Raw genomic sequence first — 25,276 nt, forward strand, 5'->3', positions numbered from 1 at the left:
CAATGCCATGCAGCCCGATCGACCATTCACAAGGAGAGCGACATGCAGGTGCAACCCTATCTGGATTTTGGCGGCCGTTTCGACGAGGCCGTGGCCTTCTACGGCAAGGTGCTGGGCGCGCAGGTCACGTTCGCGATGCGCTACAAGGATGCTCCGCCGAGCCCCGGCATGGAGGTTCCCGATGACTGGAAGGACAAGGTGATGCACGCCAATATCCAGTTTGGCGAGAACCAGGTGATGGCGTCCGACGGCCGGCGCGGCGAGCGCCCGGCGTTCAGCGGCTTCAGCCTGTCGGTGGGCGCGGTCAGCAAGGACGAGGGCCAGCGCATCTTCGACGGCCTGAGCGAAGGCGGCCAGGTGGTGGTGCCGTACCAGAAGACTTTCTGGGCCGAAGGCTTCGGCATGCTGGTGGACCGCTTCGGCATGTCCTGGATGGTCAACTGCGAGCACTGACCCGCCGCTGCGGCATGGCGCCGCGGTCGTTGCCATGCCGCTTGACTCTGTAGTTGCTACAGGGTCTTCAATGTCATCAGGTTAAACCAGCGGGAATAACAAGATATGGCTCGCACGTCACCTGAGGACGCACTTCCTCAAGATCACGCTGCCCACGCGCACGATGGCGCCGCCCACCGGCATGGCGGGCATGATCACGACCATCACCACCACGACCACGACCACGACCATGATCATCATGGGCATGGCCATGCCGGGGCCCGGCAAGCACCGGCGGCTTCCGCCTGCTGTGGCGGCGGCAGCTCGGCCACGGTTGCGCTGACGCCCGCCGCATCGGTCGACATTCCCGCCGGCGCGCAGACCGCTGCATGGCGCATCGACGCGATGGACTGCCCGACCGAGGAGACGCTGATCCGCAGCAAGCTGGGCGGCATGGCGGGCGTGGCGGCGCTGGAGTTCAACCTGATCCAGCGGGTGCTGACGGTGCATCACACCTTGCCGTCGCCGGAGCCGGTGGCCAGGGCGATCGAGAGCCTGGGCATGCAGCCGGTGCCGCTGAGCACCGAGGCCGCGCAGCAAGTCTTGCCGCAATCCACGGCAAGCAAGCCCTGGTGGCCGCTGGTGCTGGCCGGCGTGGCCGCCTTGGGTGCCGAAGCGGCGGAGTGGCTGGGCCTGGGCTTGCCGTGGCTGCCCGCCGTGCTGGCACTGGCGGCAGTGGCGCTGGGCGGGCTGACCACCTACCGCAAGGGCTGGATCGCGCTGCGCAATGGCAACCTGAACATCAATGCCCTGATGAGCATTGCCGTCACCGGCGCACTGCTGCTGCGCCAGTGGCCGGAAGCGGCCATGGTGATGGTGCTGTTCGCGCTGGCCGAGCGCATCGAGGCGGCCTCGCTGGACCGGGCGCGCGATGCGATCCGCGGCTTGATGGCGATGGCGCCGGAACAGGCCACGGTGCGGCGCGCCGATGGCAGCTGGGACAGCGTGCCCGCCGCCGGCGTTGCCGTGGGGGCGCTGGTGCGGCTGCGGCCGGGCGAGCGCGTCGCGCTTGACGGCAAGGTCGTGCGCGGCCAGTCGGCGCTGGACCAGGCGCCCATCACCGGCGAAAGCGTGCCGGTCGACAAGGCCGAGGGCGATGTGCTGTTCGCCGGCTCGATCAACCAGTCCGGCGAGCTGGAGTACACCGTGACGGCGCCCGCCAGCGATTCCACGCTGGCCCGCATCATCCACGCGGTGGAGGCCGCGCAGGGCAGCCGTGCGCCCACGCAGCGCTTTGTCGACCAGTTCGCGCGCATCTACACGCCCACGGTGTTCGCGATTGCGCTGGCGGTCGCGGTGGTGCCGCCGCTGGCCATGGGCGGCGCCTGGGTCGACTGGATCTACAAGGCGCTGGTGCTGCTGGTGATCGCCTGCCCCTGCGCGCTGGTGATCTCCACGCCGGTGACCATCGTCAGCGGGCTGGCCGCTGCCGCGCGCCGCGGCATCCTGGTCAAGGGTGGGGTGTACCTGGAGCAGGGCCGGCACCTGGCCTGGGTGGCGCTGGACAAGACCGGCACGATCACGCACGGCAAGCCCGCGCAGACCAACCACGCGCTGCTGGCCGAGGACGCGCCGCAGGCACGCGCCATTGCTGCTAGCCTGGCGGCGCGCTCGGACCACCCGGTTTCGCGCGCGGTGGCCACGGCGGCCGCGGCCGACGGGATCGGCACGCTGCCGGTGGACGACTTCGAGGCGCTGGCGGGGCGCGGCACGCGCGGCAAGGTGCAGGACGTGGCGTACTGCCTGGGCAACCACCGCCTGGTGCATGAGATGGGCGCCTGCTCGCCGGCGCTGGAGGCGCGGCTCGAAGCGCTGGAGCGCGAGGGCAAGACCGTGGTGCTGCTGGCGCGCGTCGACGGCAACGGCGCCGCCACGGCGCTGGCGCTGTTCGCGGTGGCGGATACCGTGCGCGACACCAGCCGGCAGGCGATCGCAGAGCTGCATGAACTGGGCGTCAGGACGCTGATGCTGTCGGGCGACAATCCGCACACGGCGCAAGCCATTGCCGCGCAGGTCGGCATCGATGAGGCGCGCGGCAACCAGTTGCCGCAGGACAAGGCCGACGGCATCGCGGCGCTTGCCGGCGCCGCCCACGCGCGCGGCGGCCGCATCGGCATGGTCGGCGACGGCATCAACGACGCACCGGCGCTGGCGCGTGCCGATATCGGCTTCGCCATGGGCGCAGCCGGCACCGACACCGCTATCGAGACGGCCGACGTGGCGCTGATGGACGATGACCTGCGCAAGATCCCGGCCTTTGTGCGCCTGTCGCGCCGCACCTCAAGCATCCTCACGCAGAACATCGCGCTGGCGCTCGGCATCAAGGCCGTGTTCCTGGTGCTGACGGTGCTGGGGATGGGGACGATGTGGATGGCGGTGTTCGCCGATATGGGCGCGAGCCTGCTGGTGGTGTTCAACGGGCTGCGGGTGGGGGCGGAGCGGCGCGGGGGGTAGGCTGCTGTACGTCAATGTACCGCCAGGTTTGCTCCCCTCTCCCGCTTGCGGGAGAGGGGCCGGGGGAGAGGGCAGGCACAGGCAGACCGACACGTCTCACTTCGTCGATACTCCGGCCCTCTCCCCAACCCTCTCCCGCAAGCGGGAGAGGGAGCACACAATCGGCAATTGGGAAATTCAACGGTCGGAATTGTTCATCAGCCTTGCGGCTGCACAATCAACTCCCCACTGCGCCCCGGAATCTCTCCCCAAGTTACCGGCAACTCCGGCAGCCTCTGCCGATCCAGCCCGCGATACCACGTCGCCATCGACACCAGCTCGTGCCCCTGCGCACGCCATCCCGCCAGCAGCCGCTCGAACACCGGCGCCAGCTTGCCGCCTTCCAGCTCGGTATGCAGCGTGAAGACATGGTCGCGCGTGCCTTCGGTCAGCTTCAGCAGCGCGGTGTGGACGTTATCTTCGGTCAGGCCGTCGGTGCCGATCAGTTCATCCAGCGTCGGCAGCGTGGTCGGCATCTGCACGTGCCGGCAGGGCACGCCGTCGATAGTCGGGATATAGGGCGCGGTGCCGCGTCCGTCGGACGCATAGGCCATGCCCCAGTCGTCGATCTGGCGGAAGGCCGCTTCGTTCATCTGCCAGCCTGCCGCGCCGTGCGTGGCAGGCGCTTCGCCGAAGATCTCGCGGTAGCGCGCGAACGCCTGCTGCATCTGCCGGCGCGTCCAGGCAACATCGCGCTCGCGCACGTTGTCCTGCCAGTAGACGTGGTCCCAGGTGTGGATGCCGCACTCATGGCCGGCCGCGCGCGCCGCGCGCATCTCGGCGGCGCCCTTGCGGCCAATGTCCGGCCCCGGCAGCAGCACGCCATACATCAGCGTGCGCAGGCCATAGTTGGACACCACCGAGGTGCGCGACACCTTCGTCAGGAAGCCGGGCCGGAATACGCGCCGCAGCGCCCAGCCGGTATGGTCGGGACCCAGGCTGAACAGGAAGGTGGCCTGCGCCTGCGCAGCCGCCAGCATCGACAGCAGCTTCGGCACGCCTTCGCGCGTGCCGCGCAGCGTGTCGACGTCGACCTTCAGGGCAATGCGTGCCATCTGCGGTGCGCGCTCAGTTGGCCGAATCGACCAGCGTGCGGGCCTCGACCACCTTGCCGCGATACGCCTCGAAGATGCGGCGCAGCGCCGCTTCCATGTTGATCCCGGGCTTCCAGCCCAGCTCTTCGATGGTGTTGTCGATCTTCGGCACGCGGTGCTGCACGTCCTGGTAGCCCTTGCCGTAGAAGTCGCCCGACGAGGTCTCGATGATCTGCGTCTTGCGCGCTTCGTCAGCGTATTCCGGGTAGTCGGCGGCCATCTTCAGCATCATCTCGGCCAGCTCGCGCACCGAGTGGATATTGCCCGGGTTGCCGATGTTGTAGATCTTGCCGCTGGCCACGCCGTTGGGGTTCTCGATGATGCGCATCAGCGCGTCGATGCCGTCGGCGATATCGGCAAAGGCGCGCTGCTGGGCGCCGCCATCGACCAGCTTGATCGGTTCGCCGCGCACGATATGGCCGAGGAACTGCGTCACCACGCGCGACGAGCCTTCCTTCGATTCGAAGATCGAATCCAGCCCCGCGCCGATCCAGTTGAACGGGCGGAACAGGGTGTAGTTCAGGCCTTGCTCCATGCCGTAGGCGTGGATCACGCGGTCCATCAGCTGCTTGGAGCAGGCGTAGATCCAGCGCGGCTTGTTGATCGGGCCGTAGACCAGCGGCGAGGCGTCGGGGTCGAACTCTTCGTCGCTGCACATGCCGTAGACCTCGGAGGTCGACGGGAACACCAGGTGCTTGCCGTACTTGACCGCGGCGCGCACGATCGGCAGGTTGGCCTCGAAGTCCAGCTCGAACACGCGCAGCGGCTGGCGCACGTAGGTGGCCGGGGTGGCGATGGCCACCAGCGGCAGCACCACGTCGCACTTGCGGATGTTGTACTCGATCCACTCCTTGTTGATGGTGATGTCACCCTCGAAGAAGTGCATGCGCGGATGGTCGACGAGGTCGCCGAGGCGGTCCGACGACATGTCCATGCCGTAGACCTCCCACGGCGTGGTTTCCAGGATGCGGCGCGTCAGGTGGTGGCCGATGAAGCCGTTGACGCCAAGAATCAGGACCTTTTTCATCGGTTTTCCTCGTTGGATTGTTCGGTATGGATAAGTTTGGCGAAGGCCTGCGGCGTGAGTGCCGAGCCATCTTGTGCCAGCAATCGGGTGACCATGACCAGGCCGCCGTCGCCGCACAGGCCGATGATCTGGCCGTCGTGCACATGCAGGCCGGGCGCCGTGCCGGCGGGCAGCGCCAGCTCCGTCAGCGGCCGGCGCGCCTGCGCCACAATGAAGCGGAGCCCGGCGAGATCGGTGAACGCGCCGGGATAGGGCGGTGCGACGGCGCGCACGAGATTGTAGACCTCGGCGGCCGGGCGGCTCCAGTCGATGCGGCCGTCTTCCGGCTTGCGCCCGGAGAAGTAGCTGCCTTCGGCCAGCCGGTTGGGGTGTTGAGGCGTCTGTCCGGCGATCATCGCGGGCAGGGCACGCCACAGCGTCTGCTCGGCGGCAACGGTGACTTTCTCGAAGACTTCGCCGGCAGTGTCGTCCGGCAGGATCGGCACCGCGGTCTGGTCGACGATATAGCCCGCGTCAGGCTTGGCTTCCATGGCGTGCAGCGTGGCGCCGGTCTCGGTTTCGCCGCGCAGCACCGCCCAGTTCACCGGCACGCGGCCGCGGTACTTGGGCAGCAGCGAGCCGTGCATGTTGAAGGCGCCGCCTGGGGCCAGCACCAGCACGCCCGCGGGGATCATGGCGCGGTAGTAGAACGAGAAGATGACGTCCGGGCGCGCGTCGCGCACAGCCTGGGTGACGGCGGGATCGGCAGGGTCCTCGCCATAGACGAAGGGGATGCCCAGCTCGGCGGCGGTGTCGGCCACGCGGCGGAACCAGATATTCTCGTCGGGGCGGTCGCGGTGCGTGATCACCAGCGCCACCTCCACGCCGCGCGCATGCAGCACGCGCAGGCAGCGGTCGCCGACATTGTGGTAGCCAAAGACGACGGCGCGCATCATTGCTCCGCGCCTGCGGCAGCCGGCGTGACACGCTGCGGGTCCGCTTCCAGCACTGCCTTGATGCGGTAGCGCGGGCGGTCGCGCACTTCCTGGTAGATGCGGCCGACGTACTCGCCCAGCAGGCCCACGCCGAACAGCAGGATGCCGATCAGGAAGAAGTTCATGGCGAACAGGGTGAACACACCCTGGACTTCCGAACCGAACAGGAAGCGCCGGACCAGCAGCACCACCACCAGTACGCCTGAACACAGCGACAGGATCGTGCCGATGGCCGAGAACCACTGCAGAGGCACGATCGAGAAGCCGGTCACCAGGTCGAAATTCAGGCGGATCAGCTGGTACAGCGAATACTTGGATTCGCCTGCGTGGCGCTGTTCGTGACCGACTTCGATCTCGACCGGATTGGAAGCAAAGGTGTATGCCAGCGCGGGGATGAAGGTGTTGACCTCGCGGCAGGCATTGATTGTGTCGATCACATTGCGGTCATAGGCGCGCAGCATGCAGCCCTGGTCCGTCATGCGGATCTTGGTGATGCGCTCGCGCAGCCCGTTCATCGCGCGCGAGGCATAGCGCCGGAACGCGGTGTCGTTGCGCTGGCGGCGGATGGTGCCGACGTAGTCGTGGCCGGCGCGCATGGCTTCGACCAGGCGCGGGATTTCTTCCGGCGGGTTCTGCAGGTCGGCGTCCAGCGTGATCACGATCTTGCCGCGGGTGTGCTCGAAGCCCGCCAGGATCGCCATATGCTGGCCGAAGTTGCCGGCGAACAGCACCACCCGGGTCACATCCGGGCGCTTGTGGAACTGCGCCGCCAGCATCTGCGCCGAGCGGTCGACGCTGCCGTCATTGATGAAGATGATCTCGTACGACTCGCCGAGGCCATCCAGCGCCGGATAGAGGCGGTCGAACAGGGCTTGCAGCCCGTCTTCTTCGTTGTAGACCGGGATGACGACCGAGACTTCGACCGGGCTCATTTGGAGAGACGTTTGCATGTTTCGCTGAGGATTGCGCAGACCCGCTCGACATCGGTGGCTTGCATCGCGGGGAACAGCGGCAGCGTGACGATGCCGCGCCCGATGCGTTCGGCATGCGGCAGCATGCCTTCGCGCCAGCCGAGCGAGCGGTAGTAGGTGAAAAGATGAATGGGCGGATAGTGCACGCCGGTGCCGATACCGCGCTCGCGCATGGCCTCCATGACCTGCTGGCGTGCCTGGGCCGGGCCGCCTTGCAGGCGCTCGGTCGGCAGTACCACCTGGAACATGTGCCAGTTGGTGGTGGCGGCGTGCGCATCCAGTGCTTGCGGCAGCTCGATGCTCAGCGTTTCCAGGCCGCTGTCGGCGGCACAGCGGAAATACGTCTCGGCCAGTTCGGCGCGGCGCGCGGTGATGGCGTCAAGCTTGCCCAGCTGCGCCAGGCCGACCACCGCGTTGACGTCGGTCAGGTTGAACTTGCCGCCGGGCTCTTCGACATCCATGCCATCCATGCCGGTGCGGATCACGCCCTGCAGCCGCAGGCGCTCGGCGCGTACGGCTTCTTCGGGCGTGTTCATCACCAGGCAGCCGCCTTCGATGGTGGTGATGTTCTTGTTGGCCTGGAAGCTGAAGCTGACCAGGTCGCCAAAGGCGCCGATGCGCTGGCCGCGCCAGCGCGAGTCGATTGCCTGCGCTGCATCCTCGATCACGCGCAGCCCGTGCTTGCGGGCAATGGCGTACAGGCGGTCCATGTCCACCGGCAGGCCCGACAGGTACACCGGCATGATGGCACGCGTGCGCGGCGTGATCGCGGCCTCGACGGCATCCAGGTCGAGATTGCGCGTGCGCGGGTCGATGTCGACGAACACCGGCCGCGCGCCCACTGCCAGCACCACGTTGGCGGTGGCGACCCAGGTGACCGGCGTGGTGATGACCTCATCGCCCGGTCCGATATCGGCAATGCGCAGCGCGATCTCCATCGTTGCCGAGCCGTTGGCGAATGTGCGCACCGGGCGTCCGCCGAACAGGTCCGACAGCGCGGCCTCGAAGGCCTGCATCTTCGGGCCGGAGGTGATCCAGCCCGAGGCCAGCACCTTGCCGACTTCGGCAATGGCGGCGGCGTCGATGTCAGGCCGGACAAAAGGCAGGAATTCAGGGGCAGATGCGGTCATGGCAGGGCGAAGAAGAACGGTCGGTGTCGGACCTGGCGGCGCGGCAGGCGCGTCATGAGCGGGCGATCAGGAAGACGCCCGCCAGTATCAGCAGGATGCCGGCCACGCGCAAGGGGCCGATCATCTCGCCGAACAGCCACCAGGCGGCCAGCGCGTTGACCACATAGCCGAGCGACAGCATCGGGTAGGCGATCGACACGTCCACGCGCGACAGCCCCACGATCCATACCCCCACGCTGACCACGTACAGCGTCAGCCCGGCCAGCACCGGCCATTGGGTCAGCACGCGCAGCGCGGTCACCAGAAGCATGCCGCGGTCCAGCGTGATGGCGCCGACGGCGTTGACGCCGGCCTTGAGCAACAGTTGCGCTGCCGCATTGAGCAGCACGCCGGTCAGGATGAAAGCGAAGGTGGAAAGCGTCATGGCGCTGCGTAGTGCTGGGGTTGCAGGAGTTGCAGGTTACTGTCCTGGGGGTTGCGTCTGCGGGCCGTTGCCCGGCAGCGCGAAATTGGCGACCGCCACCCGGCGGCGGTCACCGGCGATCCGGTGCAGCGGCACGCCGCGCGCAGCCAGTGCGTCGTAGGTCGCGGGCGACATGATCGCTACCGCGCGCTTGCCGTCCTGCCAGCGCGCGATAAAGCCGTCGATGGTAGGGATCCACTTCTGCGGTTCCTGGCCGACGCCGAATTCCAGCTCGTCCGGATGCTCCACCATGATGGTGGTGCGGCGCAGGTAGAACGGCAGTGTGTGGTCCAGCATGCCCACGCTGTACAGCGGCATGTCCGGCGTCAGCACGGCATTGATGGCGGGCACCAGGTCCACGCCGGAACTGGGCCGGCCCATGGCTTCGTGACCGCGCAGCGCCACCGTGCAGCAGAGGAACATCGCCAGCGCGTAGGCCACCACACTGGGAAACACCCCGCGCGTGCGCAGCAGCCGGCGTGCCAGCAGTGCGCCGGCCAGCAGCACCGCGAAGGCGATGCCGGTCCACATGGCGAATTCACGATAGACCACATTGGACGTGCCGGGCTTGTCCATCATGCCGACGAACGGGCACGCCAGCAGCCCGACCACGCCCAGCGCGATCATGGCATTGACCTGCCAGCGCCAGGTGCGTTCCGTCACCGTGTCCAGTGCCACGCCGGCCAGCAGCGCCAGCGCCGGGAAGATCGGCACGATATAGCCGGGCAGCTTGGAGCCAGACAGGCTGAAGAAGACAAAGATCGCCACGGCCCACAGCGCTGCCAGCAGGGCAGGCTGGAATGGCCGCGGCGAGGTGCCGCGTTCGACCCCGGCGCGCTCGCGCACGGCCTTCCACATTTGCGGAACCAGGCCCAGCCACGGCAGGAAACCGGCCAGCAGCAGCGGCACGAAGTACCAGATCGCGCCTTCGCGCTGGTGCACGTTCGAGGTATAGCGTTGCCAGTGCTCGTGGATAAAGAAGAAGCGCAGGAATTCCGGATTGCGCTCCGACACCAGCCAGAACCACGGCACCGTCACCACCAGCAGCGCGACGATGCCGCCCGGCAGATGCAGGCGGCGCCACAGGCCGAAGTCGCGCGTCACCAGCGTGTAGACCACCAGCACCAGCCCCGGCAGCGCCAGCCCGACCAGCCCCTTGACCAGCACCGCCACGCCCATTGCCGTCCAGCAGGCGAGCATCCAGTTGCGGCGTTCGGCGCGGGTGGCATCTGGGTGCTGCGCGAGCAGCATGAAGGCCAGCACGCACGCCATGGCGCCTGCCAGCGTCATGTCCAGCGAGTTGAAGTGGCCGGCGATATTCCACATCGGCGCGGAAACCAGCACCAGCCCCGTCAGCACCGCCACGCGCCGGCCGTACCAGCGTGCCGCGGCCAGCATCGACACGCCCAGCCCCAGGATGCCGGACAGCGCCACGCACAGCCGCGCCTGCCAGTCGCCCACGCCAAACAGCGTGTAGGCCAGCGTGGTCACCCACAGGTGGAAGGGCGGCTTCTCGAAATACTTGAGTTCGTGGTAGCGGATCGTCACCCAGTCGCCAGTGGCGAACATCTCGCGGGCAATCTCGGCGTAGCGGCCTTCATCGGAGCGCAGCAGGTGGCGCATGTCGAGGGTGCCGAACCAGACCAGCAGGATAAACAGGCTGGCCAGTGCGACCGCACCGGCGGTGGTGGCTCCAACGGACAGCGCGGCAGCCCGCGAGGTCGATGAACTACGCATAGATCTCCTGGAAAAGCGCGACGGATCGATGGTCCTGCGTGGGCGCGCGGCGACGGGAAGCCATCTCAACGCATGGACTTGCCGGTTGGTGCACACCAGGCGGCCGGCAGGCTGGCACGCACCTGGGACGCCACTGCCGCCTGGGCGCACGCGAGGCCGGCAATGGTAGCACGGCGGGCAGGTTGACCCGGCGGGTGCCGGGGACGGCCTGCAGGGGGCGGCGCGATTGCCGCCGCCAAGAAAAGGAAAGTGATGCTCAGGCCGGATGCTGCGCGCCGGCCGCCGTCGGGCGGGCGCGACGCAGGCGCAGGCCCACGCCGATCAGCAGGATGCCGCACACGATGGCCCAGGAACCGATCAGCCACAGTACCGCCAGCGCGCCGGCCACCGGCTGCCACAGGACCAGGAAGGCGAAGGCGATGCTGACCAGGCCGGCCAGGATCAGCCACCACTCGTTCGGGATCTCCTTGCGCAGCTTGATCGCCGCCACGATCTGCAGCACGCCGGTGGCAAGCGTCCAGGCGGCGATATAGAGCAGCAGCGACAGCGCGGTGATGGCCGGGCTGAACCAGGTCAGCGCGCCCACGCCCAGCCCAAGCAGGCCCTGCAGTGCCAGGATCCAGCGGTCGCTGGTTTCGCGCTCCTTGCCGGAGATCGCCATCAGCAGCGCCATCAGGCCGTCCGCCGCGGCGTAGGCGCCGAAGACAATGACCAGCGCCGCCAGCGTCGCGATCGGCGCAAAAAAGGCAAAAATGCCGAAGATCACGGCAAACAGGCCGCGCAAGGCAACTACCCACCAGAGTTTCGCATAGTACTGAAGCATGGAATCTCCCACTGGGCCCGGAATGGGCCGGCATCGAGAAAACCCGGCGGCACGGAAATTACTGACGGCCTGACGATATGGCGTCTGGCCTTGCAGGCCTTGCTGCGCGAAAAATCCGAGTTACACACGCAACAAAACGCGATAATTTCGGTGTCCAGGCGACCGCCTGGCAGGCCGGGCGCTGGGTCGGGGGCGCCTGGACATTTTAGACGGGGATTCATGTGAAGACAAAGGCGCAGCAAGACTGGCTGGCAGGCCTGGTGGCGGGCGCGGCCATGGCCCTGGCCCAGCATGCCGGCGCACAGGGTGCGGCGCTGCCGGGCGCCGGCGCGGCGGTTGTGCAGGCCGCGGCAACCCAGGCGCAGGCATCGGCGGCGGCCGTGCTGTGCAGTGCCCCGTGGTTCCGCTCCGGCTCGCACGTGCAGATGGAAGGCGACGGCGTGATGCCAATGTCGGTCGGCATGACCCTGCGCGACGTGGTGCGCAGTCCGACCGGCTGCCGCGCCCAGCTGGAGATCAATTCCAAGACTGCCCTGTCGGCGCTGATGGGGCCGCCGGTGATTACCACCCAGGTGCATGAAGTGGTGATCGACCGCCGTTCGCCCGGCGGCCAGACCAGCATCGAAAGCCAGCATGCCGTCATCAACGCCCGCGCCCGCTACGCGCGCATGTACGGCGAGGCGGCCTTCCGCGGCATGGGCGTGTTCAACTACGCCGGCCTGGACCTGCGCGAGGGCGCCACGCTGGAGGGCGAGACTTTTGAGTCGAGCGTCTCACTGAAGGTCTACCCGCTGGGATCGGATGACGTGGTCAGCACCATGCGGGCGCAGCATGCGTCGATCCATATCGGCTCGCGCCACGTCGGCAAGCGGCAGACGATCAATACCGTCCTGGGGCGCAAGGAATGCCTGCCGGTCACCTACGAGAAGCGCACCTCGCTGGGGCCGGTGCTGGTTGGCGAAGAAGTCGTGCAGGTCGAGCCGACCGTGATGCACGTCACCGACTGGTACTGCCCGGCCGATGCCTTCGTGCTGCGCACGGAAGTGCGCCAGGATGACAAGGTGCAGCGCATCGATGTCACCGCGCTGGAGAGCGACACGCAAGCGCCATAGGCTGCTGCGCCTGGGCAGGACGCAAAAAAACCCGCCAAGGCGGGTTTTTTTGCGTCAGGCGCTTGCGGCTCAGCTGGCAGCCGGCGCCGAAGCGGCCTTCTTCTTGCTCTTCTTCTTGGTGGACTTCTTGGCCGGCTTTTGCTCGGCGGCCGGTGCGGAAGCGTCGGTCAGCTCGCTGCGGGTGCTCTTGTTCGCGCCCTGGGTGTACGGGTCGAACTTGTCGCCGGCCTTGGCCCCCTGGGTGTACGGGTCGAACTTCTCACCCGACTTGGCGCCCTGGGAATACGGATCGAACTGCTTCTTGCCGCCGGTCTGTGCCTGCACGGCCAGCGAAGCGGCGCCAAGGCAGAGTGCGATCGCGGTCGCGACGAACTTGTTCATGGTTTCTCCTGAGAAATGCCGCCGTCGGGCGGTCGTGTATGTGGCCTGTCCCTTGCACGGGACGGCTTGGCCCAGTGTCGCCAACATCGTTCTTCGCTGTCAACTTGGGGCTTGCCCAGGCGCCACGACCTCATGGAAACCCTGAATTGCGGCCCCAGGCCGATTGAGGTTGGGGACCGCTTGCCGGCTTACTCCGTGACCGCGTCCGACGGGTGCTTCCAGGCCGCGCGTACCTCGCCGGACGGCGCCAGCGCCAGGTTGATGCCGCGGCTGCCGATGGGCTGCTGGAACCAGCGCTTCTGCAGCGCCGTGACCTCCGGGCCGGCAAAGGTGTTGGCCAGCGCCTGGTCGACCAGGCGCTTCCATTCCGGATCGGCCTTGGACAGCATCAGCGCATTCTGCTCCACCGATAGCGCCGGGCCCACGATCACGTACTGCGACGGGTCCTTGGCGCGGGCGCGCAGGCCGGCCAGCAGCACGTCGTCCATGATGAAGGCCTGGGCACGGCCGGATTCGAGCAGCAGGAAGGATTCGCCGTGGTCCTTTGCGTAGACGTCGTGGTAGCCGTACTGCGACTTCATGCGGCGCAGGTGGCGGTCACCGGTCGACCCGGCGCTGGTGACCACGGTCTTGCCGCGCAGGTCGCCGAACGAACGGATGCCCGAGTCGGCGCGCACCAGCATGCGCACGGTCGACACGTAGTGCGAGACGCTGAACGCAACCTGCTTCTGGCGCTCGAGCGAATTGGTGTTGGGGGCGCAGTCCAGGTCCACCAGCCCGTTGACCACGGCGGGAATGCGGTTCTGCGGCGTGAGCGGCATCCAGCGCACTTTCAGGTCTTTCAGGCCCAGTTGCTGGCGCGCCGCTTCGGCCGCGCGCAGGCACAGGTCGACCGCATAGCCGGCCGGCTGGCCCTTGTCGTCGGCAAACGAGAATGGCAGCGCCGACTCGCGGTAACCGAGCACGATGGTGCCGGATTCACGGATCTTGTCGAGCACAGGGCTCTGGGCGCGGGCCAGCGCCGGCGCGGCAGCGGCTATGGCGGCGAGGGCGACGGCCGCCAGCGAGCGGCGGGCGCGGAGGAGTCGGGCGAACAGGGCGGGCAGGGTGAAGGCAGGCATGCGGGGGAAACCGGAAAGCGGCCGGCAAGGCGGCAAAGACGCAAGGGTATACCCGTGGTCAGGGGCGGGCGAAGGACATTGTTGTCATAAGCAAATTCCCTGCCCCGAAAGCCTTACCAGCTAGTCCAGGGTTAGTCTGGCGCGACCGACCTCTGCCTTTGGGATGTGAGCGATGGAGACCGGATTCATCCCGCGTCCGATGAGGCCTGCCATCTCGGTCTCGCGGATCATGTCATGCAGTGGATGAACGGGAGACGGCGGGACGCTTTGATCCGCCGCCCCACCGCCGACACCAGTCTGCTACTGCAACTCCGGAGGATGAGCCGGGACGGGCAGGGTGAGATAACGGACTGGCTACGGCGGGCGAAAGCGTGCAAGGCACGATGTCAGCCCTGCTCCCAAGCGCTGCACCATCCCTTTGCCGCGACATCTTTGCCGCCGAACAGCGCACAACCGCCGCCAGTGCTACCCTCGTCACCCTGGTAAAGCTGGCAGTTGGCGCAGGTCTGGGATGGCTTGTGGCTAGGGTATTTCTGTGGGTCGACCTTGGTGGAGTCGGCCTTGTAGCCGACCTTGAGCGCTTGCGGCTCCTGCTCGCCCAGCATGGCGGCGGCGCGGGCCGGCCGATTCCCAAGGACCACTGCGCCAACCATCCCGGTAGTCAGCGCGAGCGGAAGGTAGCCAAGGAACTGTCGTCTGCGCGGCATGGCGAGGGTTTCTCCGTGGGGCGGCATGTGCCTGCCGTATGGGGCAGAGGTTACTGCGGATTGCGGGGGAGAGGCAATGTCGTCAAACCGCAGCGAATGGACTGGCGCCCGCGGCAGGTCGCCAACTCTGCATGCAATGGAAGACCTATTCGGTAGTACCGGTCACTGAGGACTTCGTCTGCTTGAGTGGCGAGTATAGTCACGAATGGCGCTCGCGCGGGCTTGGGTGTTGGAGATGCCCGCACGAGTGCTGCCGCAGTGCGCACCGCACGCTGCCTACAGGAGCTCCCCATCGCTTTGTGCCGCATTGCGCTCCAGCATGACTTCCCAGGCCCGCTTCTCTGTACGCTTGTTTGGCGAGTTCCAGCTCGACGGCGCTGACGCGCCCCTGTTTAACGCAAACTCCCCCCGCTTGCAGGCGCTGCTCGCCTGCCTTGTCCTGCATCGCGACGCACCGCAGACGCGGCAACAGCTCGCGGTGCTGTTCTGGCCTGATTCCACGCAGGCGCAGGCGCGCAATGCCCTGCGTCAACTGCTGTTTCAGCTGCGCAAGACTTGGCCGGAGGCAGATCAGTTTGTCCATGCCGATGCGCAAACGGTGCAATGGCTGCCCGATTCAGCGCTCTACCTCGATGTAGCGCAGTTCCAGTCCGCGCTTGCGGCTGCGGCCAGGGCCTCGAGGCACGGCGACGCAGGCGCTGAAGAAGAGCTGCTGACGCATGCCGCGGATCTCTATCGCGGTGACCTGCTGGCCAACTGCTATGACGAGTGGATCCACCCCGAGCGCGAAAAGTTGCGCGAACAGTGCATCGCGGCGCTCGCGCGCCTCGGTCAACTGAGTGAGGACCGGCGAGACTATGCAAAGGCGTTGAAGTACACACAGCAGTTGCAGCGGCTCGACCCGTGCCGCGAACCTACCTGCATGGCGCTGATGCGCCTGCATGCGCTGAACCACGATCACGCATCGGCCATGCGCGCCTATCGTAGCTGTGTGGAAACGCTCGCTCGCGAATTGGGCGTCCTGCCCGGCGACCCCATGCGCGAGGCCTATGCGCGGTTGGCTGGGCAGGCTGCGTCAATGCAGCGCCAACGGCCGCGGGATGCGATGCTGCCAATGATTGGTCGGCATGGCGAATGGCGCCGGCTTCTTGAAGTCTGGCAGCGTACCCAGTTGGGCGACAAGCAGTTTGTCCTGATCCTGGGCGAAGCCGGCATCGGCAAATCGCGCCTGGCGGAGGAACTGCTCGTCCATCTGGCCGAGCAAGGCATCACCGTGGCGCATTCGCGCGCCTATGCGGCCGAGGGACAGCTCGCGTTTGCGCCGCTGACCGGTTGGCTGCGCAGCCCTGCCCTGAGTGGCGCGATCGGCAAGCTCGACAGACTGTGGCTGACCGAGGTCACGCGCCTGTTGCCCGAACTCCTCACGCAGCAATCCGGACTGTCGCCGCCGTCGCCTCTTACCGAATACTGGCAACGCCAACGGTTCTTCGAGGCGCTTGCGCGAGCGGTGCTTGCACAAGGCGGGCCGCTGCTGTTGCTGCTCGACGACCTGCAATGGTGCGACGGCGAGACGCTCGAATGGCTGCGCTTCCTGATGCGTTTCGACGGGGCGGCAAGGCTGATGGTGGTCGCAACGGCGCGCCCCGAGGAAATCATGCCGCTGCACGCGGCGAACCGGCTGCTGGACGCACTGCGCCGCGACGACCAGTTCATCGAGATCTCATTGGGGACACTCGATGCCGCCGAAACGGCAAAGATAGCGGCCCAGATCCTGGACCGGCCGCTGGCCGACGCGGAGGCAACCCGGCTGTTCGAAGAGAGCGAGGGTAACCCGCTGTTTGCGGTCGAAATGATGCGGGCCCGCTCCGACACCATGCCGGTCGGGGACGCACAGGGCGGCATGGCGTCGAAGTTGCCGCCCAAGGTTTACACCATCATCTCGAACCGGCTGGCACAGCTTCCCCCGGGCGCCCGCGAAATCGTCGGGGTGGCTGCAATCATTGGACGGGCATTCACGACCGACATCCTCGCCCAGGCAAGCGACCTCGGCGAGGATGCCCTGGCAGGCGCATTGGACGAGCTGTGGCAGCGACGCATCGTGCGCCAGACCGACGGTGGCGGCCTGGCGTTTGACTTCAGCCATGACAAGATCCGCGACGTGGCATATGCCGAAGTGAGTCCGCTGCAGCGCCGCCGCCTGCATTTGCGCGTGGCGCGAGCGCTCGAGCAGGCGTCAGGCGATGCGCCCGACGCGGCAAGCGCGCAGATCGCCTCGCACTATGAGCAGGCGGGCCTGCCAGCCCAGGCGGCGGCATTCTATCGGCGCGCGGCCGGCGTTGCGCAGAGTGTGTATGCCTATGACGATGCCATTGCACTGCTGACGCGCGGGCTGGTGCAAGCGGACCGGATTGCCGATCCGCCGGAGCGCGCCAGTCAATCGCTGGCCCTGCAACTCGACCTTGCGCCACCGATACGCATCGCCCGAGGCTGGGCAGCCCCCGAACTGGAGGCGCCGCTGCGACGTGCGGTGGAACTGAGCCGGCTGGCGGGTGACACCAGTCAGCAAGCACGCGCCCAGGTCAGCCTTTCATTTTTCCTGGTAGTGAGGGCGGAACTCGCACAGGCACGCAGCCTGAGCGAGGAACTGATTGCGGGGTTGGGGCCGCTGGGCTCCGGTACTTACTCGGTGATGGCATGGACCAGCGTCATGGGTAGTCTGGTCCAGCAAGGCGACTGGATGGCTGCCGAGCCCGCGTATCAACGCGCGCACGGCGCTTATGACGAGGCCCAGCACGCCGAGCATGCGTCCCTGATGGGGGGTAACTTCGGCGTGCTGGCCGCCGCGTGGTCGGCGCATGCATTGTGGTTCAGGGGGCTTGCCGATCAGGCCCTTCAGCGTGGACGCGAAGCGCTGGAGGTGGCGAACCGGGTAGCACACCCGTTCTCCCAGGCACTCGCGCTGTCCTATCTTGCGACGCAGCATGCGCTGCGGCATGAGCACGGTCTCACGCTGCACTATGCCCGCCAGGCACACGAGATCGCCGGGCAGTACCACGTGGGCTACTACCTCGCCTGGGCAGGCGTGCTGCTCGCCTGGGCGAACGCGAAACAGTCGCCCAGCGCCGATGCGGTGGTGGCGATGCAGGGGGCGATCGAGGGCTTTCATGCGACGGGCGCACGCCTGCGCCTGCCGCTCTATCTCGGCATGCTGGCTGAATGCCTGGGCGACGTAGGAGAGACCGAGGCTGCGTTGGCGGCTTTGGACCAAGCGTTCGAATGCGCCGGGCGCACTGGCGAGCACTGGGTGGACGCCGAGTTGTACCGTCTGCGCGGTGAATTGCTGCTGCGCAGCAGCGCCAACCTTGCCGAAGCCGAGTCATCGTTGATCAAGGCGATCGAGATCGCCACAGCCCAACGCGCGCTCCCGCTTGAACTGCGTGCCACCCTGTCACTGACAACGCTGCGAACCTCGCAGGGGCGCGTCAGTCCGCATGAGGTGGTCGAGGCGCCGCTTGCACGATTCACCGAGGGCTTCGATCAGCCCGACATCGCCAAGGCGCGGGCGTTACTCGCGCGTTAGTTTCGGCTCGACCACCGCGCGCCGGTCGGGAGGCAGAATCCCCATGTAACGGTTCACCTAACGCTTTCGAAACGCCGAGGTTGCTAAAACTCCTGCATACCAACCGGACAGGAGACAACCATGGATGCTTCGTTGAGCGAACCCGTCGCAGCCGCACTCAAGGCGCATTTTCGGGGACAACTGATTCGGCCGGGCGACGCGGCTTACGACCAGGCGCGTGCCGTGTACAACGGAATGATCGACAAGCGTCCTGCGATCATCGCGCGCTGCGTCGATGTTGCGGACGTCATCGCGGCGGTGAACGCCGCGCGCGACAGCGGCATGCTGCTGGCCGTGCGTGGCGGCGCGCACAATGGCGCCGGGCTCGGCACATGCGATGGTGGACTGGTGATCGACCTGTCGCCCATGAAGGGCGTGTTTGTCGATGCCGGACGCAAGACACTGCGGGTTGGCGGCGGCTGCACCTGGGGCGATGTGGATCACGCCGGCAGTGCCTATGGCCTGGCGACGCCGAGTGGCTTCATCTCGACCACTGGCGTGGGCGGACTGACGCTCGGTGGCGGCATCGGCTACCTCAGCCGCGCCTATGGCCTGACGATCGACAACCTGCTCAGCGCCGAGGTCGTGCTGGCCGACGGGCGCGTCGTCACCGCAAGCAACGACGAAAACGCCGACCTGTTCTGGGCGTTGCGCGGCGGCGGTGGCAACTTCGGCGTGGTGACGTCGTTCGAGTTCAGGGCTCATCCCGTAGCCACGGTCTATGGCGGCCCGATGCTGTGGCCGATGGAGCAGGCACGCGAGCTGATGAAATGGTGGCGCGACTTCATCCTGAGGGCGCCGCAGGACATCAATGGCTGGTTCGGTTTCGTCACGGTGCCGCCCGCAGCGCCGTTCCCGGAGGAAGTTCACCTGCAGAAGATGTGCGCCGTGGTGTGGTGCTACACCGGCCCGCTCGATCAGGCCGAAACGCATTTCCGCCCGATTCGCGAGGCCATGCCGCCAGCGGTGGACTTTGCCGGGCCGGTCCCTTGGCCTGTCTTGCAGAGCCTGTTCGACGGACTGTATCCGGCGGGCTTGCAGTGGTACTGGAAAGCCGACTTCGTCAGCGACCTGAGCGACAAGGCCATCGATCTGCACATCAAGTACGCGCAGCAGTTGCCGTCGATGCACTCGACCATGCACCTGTATCCGATCAATGGCGCAGCGCATCGCGCCAGTTGCGACGACACGGCCTTCAGCTACCGCGATGCCAGTTTTGCCAGCGTGATTGTCGGCGTGGATCCCGACCCGGCCAACAACGATCGCATCGTGCAGTGGGCAAAGGACTACTGGCTGGCCCTGCATCCGCACTCTGCTGGCGGCGGCTACATCAACATGATGATGGACGAGGGCAATGACAACGTGAAGGCGTCCTATCGCGACAACTATGCGCGACTGGCGGAGATCAAGCGCAAATACGACCCGGCCAACCTGTTCCGCGTGAATCAGAACATCAGGCCCGCCTGACGCAACACGCTTGCGACATGGGGCGCAGGTACCCCTTATCCAGGAGTCCGGCGCGACGCCGCTGCCACGTCGGATGGCAGCCGGCCCACGCCAGGCAACGGCTTGCACGGCAGAGGCGATCCCGTGCGGGCCATACTGTTCCGTAGCTGATCGCCTGCACGAGGAGTGCCGTCGCGGCAACGCCGCCGACACCCCTGTTGGAGATAGCAATGCATAAGACCCTTGCCAAGACCCTGCTTGCCGCTGCCGCACTTGGCGCCGGGCTCAGCCAGACCGCCCACGCCGGTGCCTATGCCGATGCGCTGATCGTTGCCGCGCCCGAACACAACGGCCAGCGCGACGCCTTTACCGATGGCGCGCACAGTCCTGCCACCGAGGCCACCATGCTGCCCGTGGTCGCGCATCAGGGCAGGTCCGTGTGTGCGGTCCGTGGCTTTGATCCGTACCTGGACGGCATGCGCAAGCCTGACCCTTACACCGATGGCGCCCGCATCAGCTCGCGCGATGGTTTCACCGACGGCGCGCGCAGCGATGCGCGCGACAGCGGGGAATGCCTGTCCTGAGCAGGGCATGGCAACGGGGCGGTTGGTCTGGGCCCGCTCCGTTGTCCAGGCGCGGGAATATGCGCCATGACTCGGGCATGCCCCGATATGCCGCAACCCTGCCGTCAGGCAGCCAAGTCCCAATCAACAGGGGTGTAGTCAAAGCGCATTGCCATGTTCGTTGCTTTGCCATTTGAGTTGGCGAACGTACCACATACCAATGAGAATGCGCTGCGGAAGAGGGGACAGCATCTCGGCCGCCGACTGATCGCGCTTGGACGCAACATAAAGAAGAAACTGACCTTTATTATGTAACGCCACTCGTGCGGTTATACTCCGCGCTTCACTCACAACTATGAATAACAAAACATGGTCGCAACAACTAAAACGACTCGGGTAAGTGCAACTGCCAAGGGCAAACCTGCCGCAAAGAAGGTGGCCGTGCCAACGAAAAAGGCCAGCGTGCTTGCCCGCGAGGCACAGGCAGCGAAGAAGCGCTTGCTGAAGCTGCGCGCCGACACGAAGAAGGCAATTGAAGCGGCTAAGCGCGAGGTTGCCCAGGCCGTGGAAGCCGCAAAGGCCGCGGCCCGTTTTGAAAAGCAAGCGGCAAAGGACAAGCTCTTGGCGAAGAAGGCCAAGGCTGCAGGCGCCAAGAAGGCGACGGGCAGTAAAGCTGCCGTAACGAAAGCAGTCGCGAAAAAGGCCGCACCCGGTACTAAGGGCAAGGTCGCCGCGAAAGCAGGCCCGAAGGCGGTCGCAGTGAAATCTGTGACGAAGAAGCGGGCTTCGGCGAAGAAAGTGGTTGCGGCTGTAGCGTCGCCTGAAGCGTCGGCGTGATCCTTGCCTCGGCTGGTAACGCGATGTCGCCAACCAGCCGATTGATGCAAGATGGGGGCACTGCTGGGAAAAGCTGAAGCCGACGAGCTTTGTGCTGACGGCTTTACCCCCTTCTTTCACTAGAGCATCGAATAGCTGTCTTGCTGCAAGCAGTCACGGCCGATGGCGGCACTTCCATAGATCCATGGTTTGCGCTTGGTCATAGATATCGGACACTTGATCGAGGCGTGACTGTAGCTTGCCATAATGCGGTCACCGCCGAGTGGGTCGTAGCAAGTCTCGTCGTGGCCGAAAGCAGACGACTAAGTGATCAGCAATTTCGCGACCGTGAGTACCGCCGCAGCGGTTGATGCCTATGGGTTCCCCTTCGCCAGGCGCATCGGGTTCACCAGCCGGTCAAATTCCTCACCGCTCAGAAATCCCAGCGCAATCGCGGCTTCCCGCGGCGAAATTCCCTGCGCAACGGCAAGCGTCGTGATCTGCGCCGCACGGTCGTAGCCCAGCACCGGGTTGAGCGCGGTCACCGCAAGCAGTGGACTGTCCAGGTTGCGTGCCAGCTGATCTTGGTTGGGGACCAGCCCCTGCACCAGCCGTTGCGCGAACACCCGCGCACTGTCGGCCAGCACGCGCACCGACTGCAGCACGTTGTAGATCAGCACCGGCTTGGCCACGTTCAGTTCAAAGCTGCCGGAGGCGCCAGCCATCGTCACCGTGACGTGATTGCCGGCCACCTGCATGGCGGCCTGCACCATCACCTCGGCGATGGTCGGGTTGCGCTTGCCGGGCATGATCGACGAGGTCAGGCCGTCCTCCGGAATCAGCAGCTCGCCGAGCCCGCAGCGCGGGCCCGAGCCGAGCCAGCGCAGGTCGTTGGCGATCTTGGTGAAGGAGACGGCGACCACGTTGAGCACGCCGGACAGCTCGACCAGTGCATCGTGCGCGGCCATGCCCTCGACCTTGCACGGGTTGGGGCGGAAGGCGAGGCCCGTCAGCTGGCTGGCTTCCGCGCAAAATGCCTGGGCGAAGCCCGCCGGCGCGTTCAGGCCGGTGCCGGCCGCGGTGCCGCCCTGCGGCAGCAACAGCATGCGGGGCAGGGCGTCGCGCACGCGCTCGATGGCGTGATCGACCTGCGCGGTGAAGCCGTCGAAGGCCTGGCCCATGGTCATGGGCACGGCATCCATCAGGTGCGTGCGCGCGATCTTGAGCACGTCGGCAAAGGCATGGGCGCGCTCGCGCAGGGTGTCGCGCAGCAGCGCCAGCGCGGGCAGCAGGCGGTCTTCCAGTTCCAGCGCGGCGGTCATGTGCATGACGGTCGGGAAACTGTCGTTGGAAGACTGCGACGCGTTGACGTGGTCGTTCGGGTGCACCGGCGCGCGCGTGCCCAGGGCCTGGCCTAGCCGCTCGTTGGCGCGGTTGGCGATGACTTCGTTGGCGTTCATATTGGTCTGCGTGCCCGAGCCGGTCTGCCAGATGGTCAGCGGAAAATGGCTGTCGAACTGGCCGCTGCGCAACTCGGCCGCGGCGGCGATGATCGCCTCGGCGATGGCGGCGTCCAGCACGCCGCAGCGCAGGTTGGCCCTGGCCGCCGCCATCTTGTGCACGCCGAAGGCGTGGATCAGGCAGGCGGGGAAGCGTTCTTCCCCGACCTCGAAGATCGCCAGCGCCCGCTGCGTCTGGGCGCCCCAGTAGCGGTCGGCGGGGATGTCGACCGGCCCGAAGGCGTCGTGTTCTATGCGCAATCCGGACATGGTGCTCAGTCCAGCGAGATGTTGGCCTTGGCCGCCACGGTCTTCCAGCGGGTGATCTCGGACTGGGTGTGCTTGCCCAGCGCCGCGGCGGTGTATTGCTCAGGCGGCAGCATCTGGATTGCCTGTGCGGTCATCTTGCCGGTGAAGGCCTTGTCGCTCATCACCTTCAGGTAGGCCTGCTGCATCTTGTCGACCACGGCCTGCGGCGTGCCCTTGGGCGCGTAGATGCCGTACCACGTGCTGGCTTCAAAGCCGGGCAGCCCCGACTCCGCCAGCGTCGGCACATCCTTGAGCTGCGCCACGCGGGTGGCCGAGGTCACCGCCAGCGGCCGCACCTTGGACTCGGTGATCTGCGGCAGCGCGGTATTGGTCTGGTCGAACATGCCATCCACCTGCCCGCCGATCACGTCGATCAGCGCGGGGCCGGCGCCCTTGTACGGCACCAGCGACACCTGCATACCCGCCGACGCGGCGAACAGCGCTGCCACCAGGTGCGAGGTGGAGCCCATGCCGGCGTTGCTGATATTGAGCTTGCCCGGGTTTTTCTTGCCGTACTCGACCAGCGCGCGCACGTCCTTGGCGGGATGGTCCTTGCGCACCATCAGCACCATCGGCGTATCCGGGAAGCGGAACACCGGCGCAAAATCCTTGACCGGGTCGTAGGGCAGCTTCTTGTACAGCGCGGGGGCCGCGCCCATGTAGCCCATGTGCCCCACCAGCATGGTGTAGCCGTCAGCCGGCGCGCGCGCCGCCTTGGCCGCGCCGACAGTGCCGCCGGCGCCCGGCGAGTTCTCGATGATGATCGACTGGCCGACCTCGCGCGAGACGCGCTCGGCAATGGTGCGCGCCAGCGCGTCGGTCGGGCCGCCCGCGGCGAACGGGACGATCCAGGTGATCGGCTTGGTCGGCCAGGCCTGGGCCAACGCCGGGGTAGCGGCCGCCGCCGTGGCGATGGCCAGTGCCGCGCACGCGGCCAGCTTGCTGATGGGGTTCATGGGCTTTGTCTCCTGTGTCGGTGTACTTGTGATGTCAGATCGCCTGCGCCTTGTTCAGCGGCGTGCCAGGCGACTGGTCTGCGGTTTCAGGCTGCGGATTGCGTGGACAGGGCGACGGCGCGGTCGACCATTTGCGGCGCGAGGCCGAGGTAGTTGGCCGGATCGGTCATTCGATCGATGGCGGCGCGGTCGAAGTGTTGGGTGACCTCGGGCAGCGCAGCCAGGGCATCGGCCAGCGTTCCGCCGTGTTCGTTGACGGTGCGGCAGGCGTCGTAGACCACGTCGTGCGCCTGCTGGCGGCCGATATGCGGGGCCATGCCCATCATCACTGCCTCGGCCACGATCAGGCCCTTGGAGATGCCGAGGTTGTGCTTCATGCGCGCTTCATCGACGATCAGGCCGCCCAGCGCGAACCTGGCCTGGTGCAGCGCGCCGGCGCTCAGGATGAAGCTCTCGGGGATGGCGATCCATTCCGCATGCCAGGGGCCGGTGGCGCGCTCGAAGTCCTGCACCATTGCGTCGACCATCAGGCCGGCGTGCTGGCGCACCGCCTTGGAGGCCGCCAGCATCAGCTCGCTGGAGATCGGGTTGCGCTTCTGCGGCATGGTGCTGCTGGCGCCGCGGCCCTTGACAAAGGGCTCGTAGACCTCGGCGAACTCGGTCGACGCCATGATCATGATGTCGAGTGCGATCTTGCCGAGCGAGCCGGTGATCAGCGCGAGCAGGTTCACCGCCTCGGCAAAGCCGTCGCGCGCCACGTGCCAGGTGGTGGCGGGAACGCCCAGGCCCAGTTCTTCAGCCAGTGCCTCCTGCACGGCGAAGCCCTTGTTGTCGCCTTGCCCGCCCAGCGACGCCAGCGTGCCCGCGGCGCCGGCGAATTCGACCACGGCCACGCGCGGGCGCAGTTCTGCCAGGCGCTGCTGGTGGCGGTCGAACATGGCCAGCCAGATCGCCACCTTGTAGCCGAAGGTCACCGGCAGCGCCTGCTGCAGGTGGGTGCGGCCCGCCATCGGGGTGTCGCGGTGCTTCACCGCCAGGTCGGCCAGGATGCCGCGCAGTTCGCGGATATCGGCGTCGATGCTGTCGAGCGCGTCGCGCACCTGCAGCGCGACCGCGGTGTCCATGATGTCTTGCGTGGTGGCGCCCCAGTGCACGTAGCGCCCGGCCTCGCCGCACATCGCCACCAGCTGGTGCACCAGCGGCAGGATCGGATAGCCGACAATGTCGGTCTCCTCGCGCATGTGGTCGAAGTCGATGCGCTCCAGGCGCGATTCGCGGGCGATGACCTCGGCTGCTTCCGCCGGGATCACGCCGACCCTGGCCTCGGCCTTGGCGAGCCCGACCTCGACGTCGATATAGCGCTGGATCAGCGCCACATCGGAGAAGATCTGGCGCATCTTGGCGGTGCCAAAGGCATCGCGGAACAGGATGGAATCAACGACGGTGCTGGCGGTGGGGGCAGAGAACAGGGTCATGGTGCTACCTTGAGGGGAAAGGGGCAGTCCGGTAATATGTTCGAACATATTCAGCATTAAATATGTTC

22 protein-coding genes are annotated in these 25,276 nt (G+C 66.7%); 7 read left to right on the forward strand and 15 right to left on the reverse strand.

Annotated elements, in window-relative coordinates; genetic code table 11:
- Positions 1–42 precede the first annotated feature (42 nt).
- Positions 43–453, forward strand: a complete 411-nt coding sequence (locus RS901_RS26350) for a VOC family protein (protein WP_013953282.1) — start codon at positions 43–45, stop codon at positions 451–453.
- Positions 454–570: 117 nt separating this feature from the next.
- On the opposite strand, the gene RS901_RS26355 is transcribed toward RS901_RS26350, so the two are convergent.
- Positions 571–693, reverse strand: a complete 123-nt coding sequence (locus RS901_RS26355) for a hypothetical protein (RefSeq protein WP_316157073.1) — start codon at positions 691–693, stop codon at positions 571–573.
- A 144-nt stretch (positions 694–837) separates the two neighbouring features.
- Here RS901_RS26355 and RS901_RS26360 point away from each other — a divergent pair, with 144 nt between their 5' ends.
- On the forward strand, positions 838–2,946 hold the full coding sequence (locus RS901_RS26360) for a heavy metal translocating P-type ATPase (protein ID WP_316157075.1): 2,109 nt from the start codon (positions 838–840) through the stop codon (positions 2,944–2,946).
- Positions 2,947–3,143: 197 nt separating this feature from the next.
- On the opposite strand, the gene RS901_RS26365 is transcribed toward RS901_RS26360, so the two are convergent.
- From RS901_RS26365 to RS901_RS26400, 8 genes are all read right to left on the reverse strand, one after another.
- Entirely contained in the window at positions 3,144–4,040 is an 897-nt protein-coding gene (locus tag RS901_RS26365; RefSeq protein WP_316157076.1) for a polysaccharide deacetylase family protein, read from the reverse strand.
- Positions 4,041–4,053: 13 nt separating this feature from the next.
- Entirely contained in the window at positions 4,054–5,106 is a 1,053-nt protein-coding gene (locus RS901_RS26370) for a bifunctional UDP-4-keto-pentose/UDP-xylose synthase (protein ID WP_316157077.1), read from the reverse strand.
- The gene (locus RS901_RS26375; RefSeq protein ID WP_316157298.1) at positions 5,103–6,038 is read right to left on the reverse strand and encodes a formyltransferase; all 936 of its coding nucleotides are present in this window, start codon (positions 6,036–6,038) and stop codon (positions 5,103–5,105) included. Before RS901_RS26375 ends, RS901_RS26370 begins: the two co-directional genes overlap by 4 nt.
- On the reverse strand, positions 6,038–7,030 hold the full coding sequence (locus tag RS901_RS26380) for a glycosyltransferase (protein WP_316157078.1): 993 nt from the start codon (positions 7,028–7,030) through the stop codon (positions 6,038–6,040). Before RS901_RS26380 ends, RS901_RS26375 begins: the two co-directional genes overlap by 1 nt.
- A complete protein-coding gene (locus RS901_RS26385; protein ID WP_316157079.1) occupies positions 7,009–8,181 on the reverse strand; it encodes a DegT/DnrJ/EryC1/StrS aminotransferase family protein in 1,173 nt (390 codons plus the stop codon). Before RS901_RS26385 ends, RS901_RS26380 begins: the two co-directional genes overlap by 22 nt.
- A 52-nt stretch (positions 8,182–8,233) precedes the next feature.
- Positions 8,234–8,605 (reverse strand): EamA family transporter, encoded by a 372-nt coding sequence (locus RS901_RS26390; protein WP_316157080.1) that lies wholly within the window; start codon positions 8,603–8,605, stop codon positions 8,234–8,236.
- Positions 8,606–8,641: 36 nt separating this feature from the next.
- Positions 8,642–10,381 carry a glycosyltransferase family 39 protein gene (locus tag RS901_RS26395; protein WP_316157081.1) on the reverse strand — a complete coding sequence of 580 codons (1,740 nt, stop codon included), beginning with the start codon at positions 10,379–10,381 and terminating at the stop codon, positions 8,642–8,644.
- A 256-nt stretch (positions 10,382–10,637) separates the two neighbouring features.
- Positions 10,638–11,204, reverse strand: coding sequence for an HdeD family acid-resistance protein (locus RS901_RS26400; RefSeq protein ID WP_316157082.1), 567 nt, complete (start codon positions 11,202–11,204; stop codon positions 10,638–10,640).
- Between the two features lie 221 nt (positions 11,205–11,425).
- Here RS901_RS26400 and RS901_RS26405 point away from each other — a divergent pair, with 221 nt between their 5' ends.
- Positions 11,426–12,316, forward strand: coding sequence for a hypothetical protein (locus RS901_RS26405; protein ID WP_316157084.1), 891 nt, complete (start codon positions 11,426–11,428; stop codon positions 12,314–12,316).
- Between the two features lie 69 nt (positions 12,317–12,385).
- Here RS901_RS26405 and RS901_RS26410 read toward each other — a convergent pair whose 3' ends face one another.
- The 3 genes from RS901_RS26410 to RS901_RS26420 form a co-directional block, all read right to left on the reverse strand.
- Positions 12,386–12,697, reverse strand: a complete 312-nt coding sequence (locus RS901_RS26410; protein ID WP_013953271.1) for a hypothetical protein — start codon at positions 12,695–12,697, stop codon at positions 12,386–12,388.
- 188 nt (positions 12,698–12,885) lie between these two features.
- On the reverse strand, positions 12,886–13,818 hold the full coding sequence (locus tag RS901_RS26415) for an amino acid ABC transporter substrate-binding protein (RefSeq protein WP_316157085.1): 933 nt from the start codon (positions 13,816–13,818) through the stop codon (positions 12,886–12,888).
- Positions 13,819–14,204: 386 nt separating this feature from the next.
- Positions 14,205–14,525 (reverse strand): high-potential iron-sulfur protein, encoded by a 321-nt coding sequence (locus tag RS901_RS26420; protein WP_316157086.1) that lies wholly within the window; start codon positions 14,523–14,525, stop codon positions 14,205–14,207.
- Positions 14,526–14,844: 319 nt separating this feature from the next.
- Between RS901_RS26420 and RS901_RS26425 the strand changes: the two genes are divergently transcribed.
- The 4 genes from RS901_RS26425 (at position 14,845) to RS901_RS26440 (ending at position 20,990) form a co-directional block, all read left to right on the forward strand.
- Positions 14,845–18,105: an AAA family ATPase gene (locus tag RS901_RS26425; protein WP_316157088.1), complete on the forward strand. Its 3,261-nt coding sequence runs from the start codon at positions 14,845–14,847 to the stop codon at positions 18,103–18,105.
- A 120-nt stretch (positions 18,106–18,225) separates the two neighbouring features.
- A complete protein-coding gene (locus tag RS901_RS26430) occupies positions 18,226–19,611 on the forward strand; it encodes an FAD-binding oxidoreductase (protein WP_316157090.1) in 1,386 nt (461 codons plus the stop codon).
- Positions 19,612–19,820: 209 nt separating this feature from the next.
- Entirely contained in the window at positions 19,821–20,174 is a 354-nt protein-coding gene (locus tag RS901_RS26435; protein WP_316157091.1) for a hypothetical protein, read from the forward strand.
- 348 nt (positions 20,175–20,522) lie between these two features.
- A complete protein-coding gene (locus RS901_RS26440) occupies positions 20,523–20,990 on the forward strand; it encodes a fumarate hydratase (protein WP_316157092.1) in 468 nt (155 codons plus the stop codon).
- A 353-nt stretch (positions 20,991–21,343) separates the two neighbouring features.
- Here RS901_RS26440 and RS901_RS26445 read toward each other — a convergent pair whose 3' ends face one another.
- The 3 genes from RS901_RS26445 to RS901_RS26455 all read right to left on the reverse strand — a co-directional run bounded on the left by RS901_RS26445 (position 21,344) and on the right by RS901_RS26455 (position 25,208).
- Entirely contained in the window at positions 21,344–22,738 is a 1,395-nt protein-coding gene (locus tag RS901_RS26445) for a class II fumarate hydratase (RefSeq protein WP_316157094.1), read from the reverse strand.
- Positions 22,739–22,743: 5 nt separating this feature from the next.
- A complete protein-coding gene (locus RS901_RS26450) occupies positions 22,744–23,733 on the reverse strand; it encodes a tripartite tricarboxylate transporter substrate binding protein BugD (protein ID WP_316157095.1) in 990 nt (329 codons plus the stop codon).
- Between the two features lie 86 nt (positions 23,734–23,819).
- The gene (locus tag RS901_RS26455; RefSeq protein ID WP_316157096.1) at positions 23,820–25,208 is read right to left on the reverse strand and encodes an adenylosuccinate lyase family protein; all 1,389 of its coding nucleotides are present in this window, start codon (positions 25,206–25,208) and stop codon (positions 23,820–23,822) included.
- Positions 25,209–25,276: the final 68 nt, after the last annotated feature.

It is taken from the genome of Cupriavidus sp. BIC8F (assembly GCF_032465815.1).
GTDB classification, from domain to species: Bacteria; Pseudomonadota; Gammaproteobacteria; order Burkholderiales; family Burkholderiaceae; genus Cupriavidus; species Cupriavidus necator.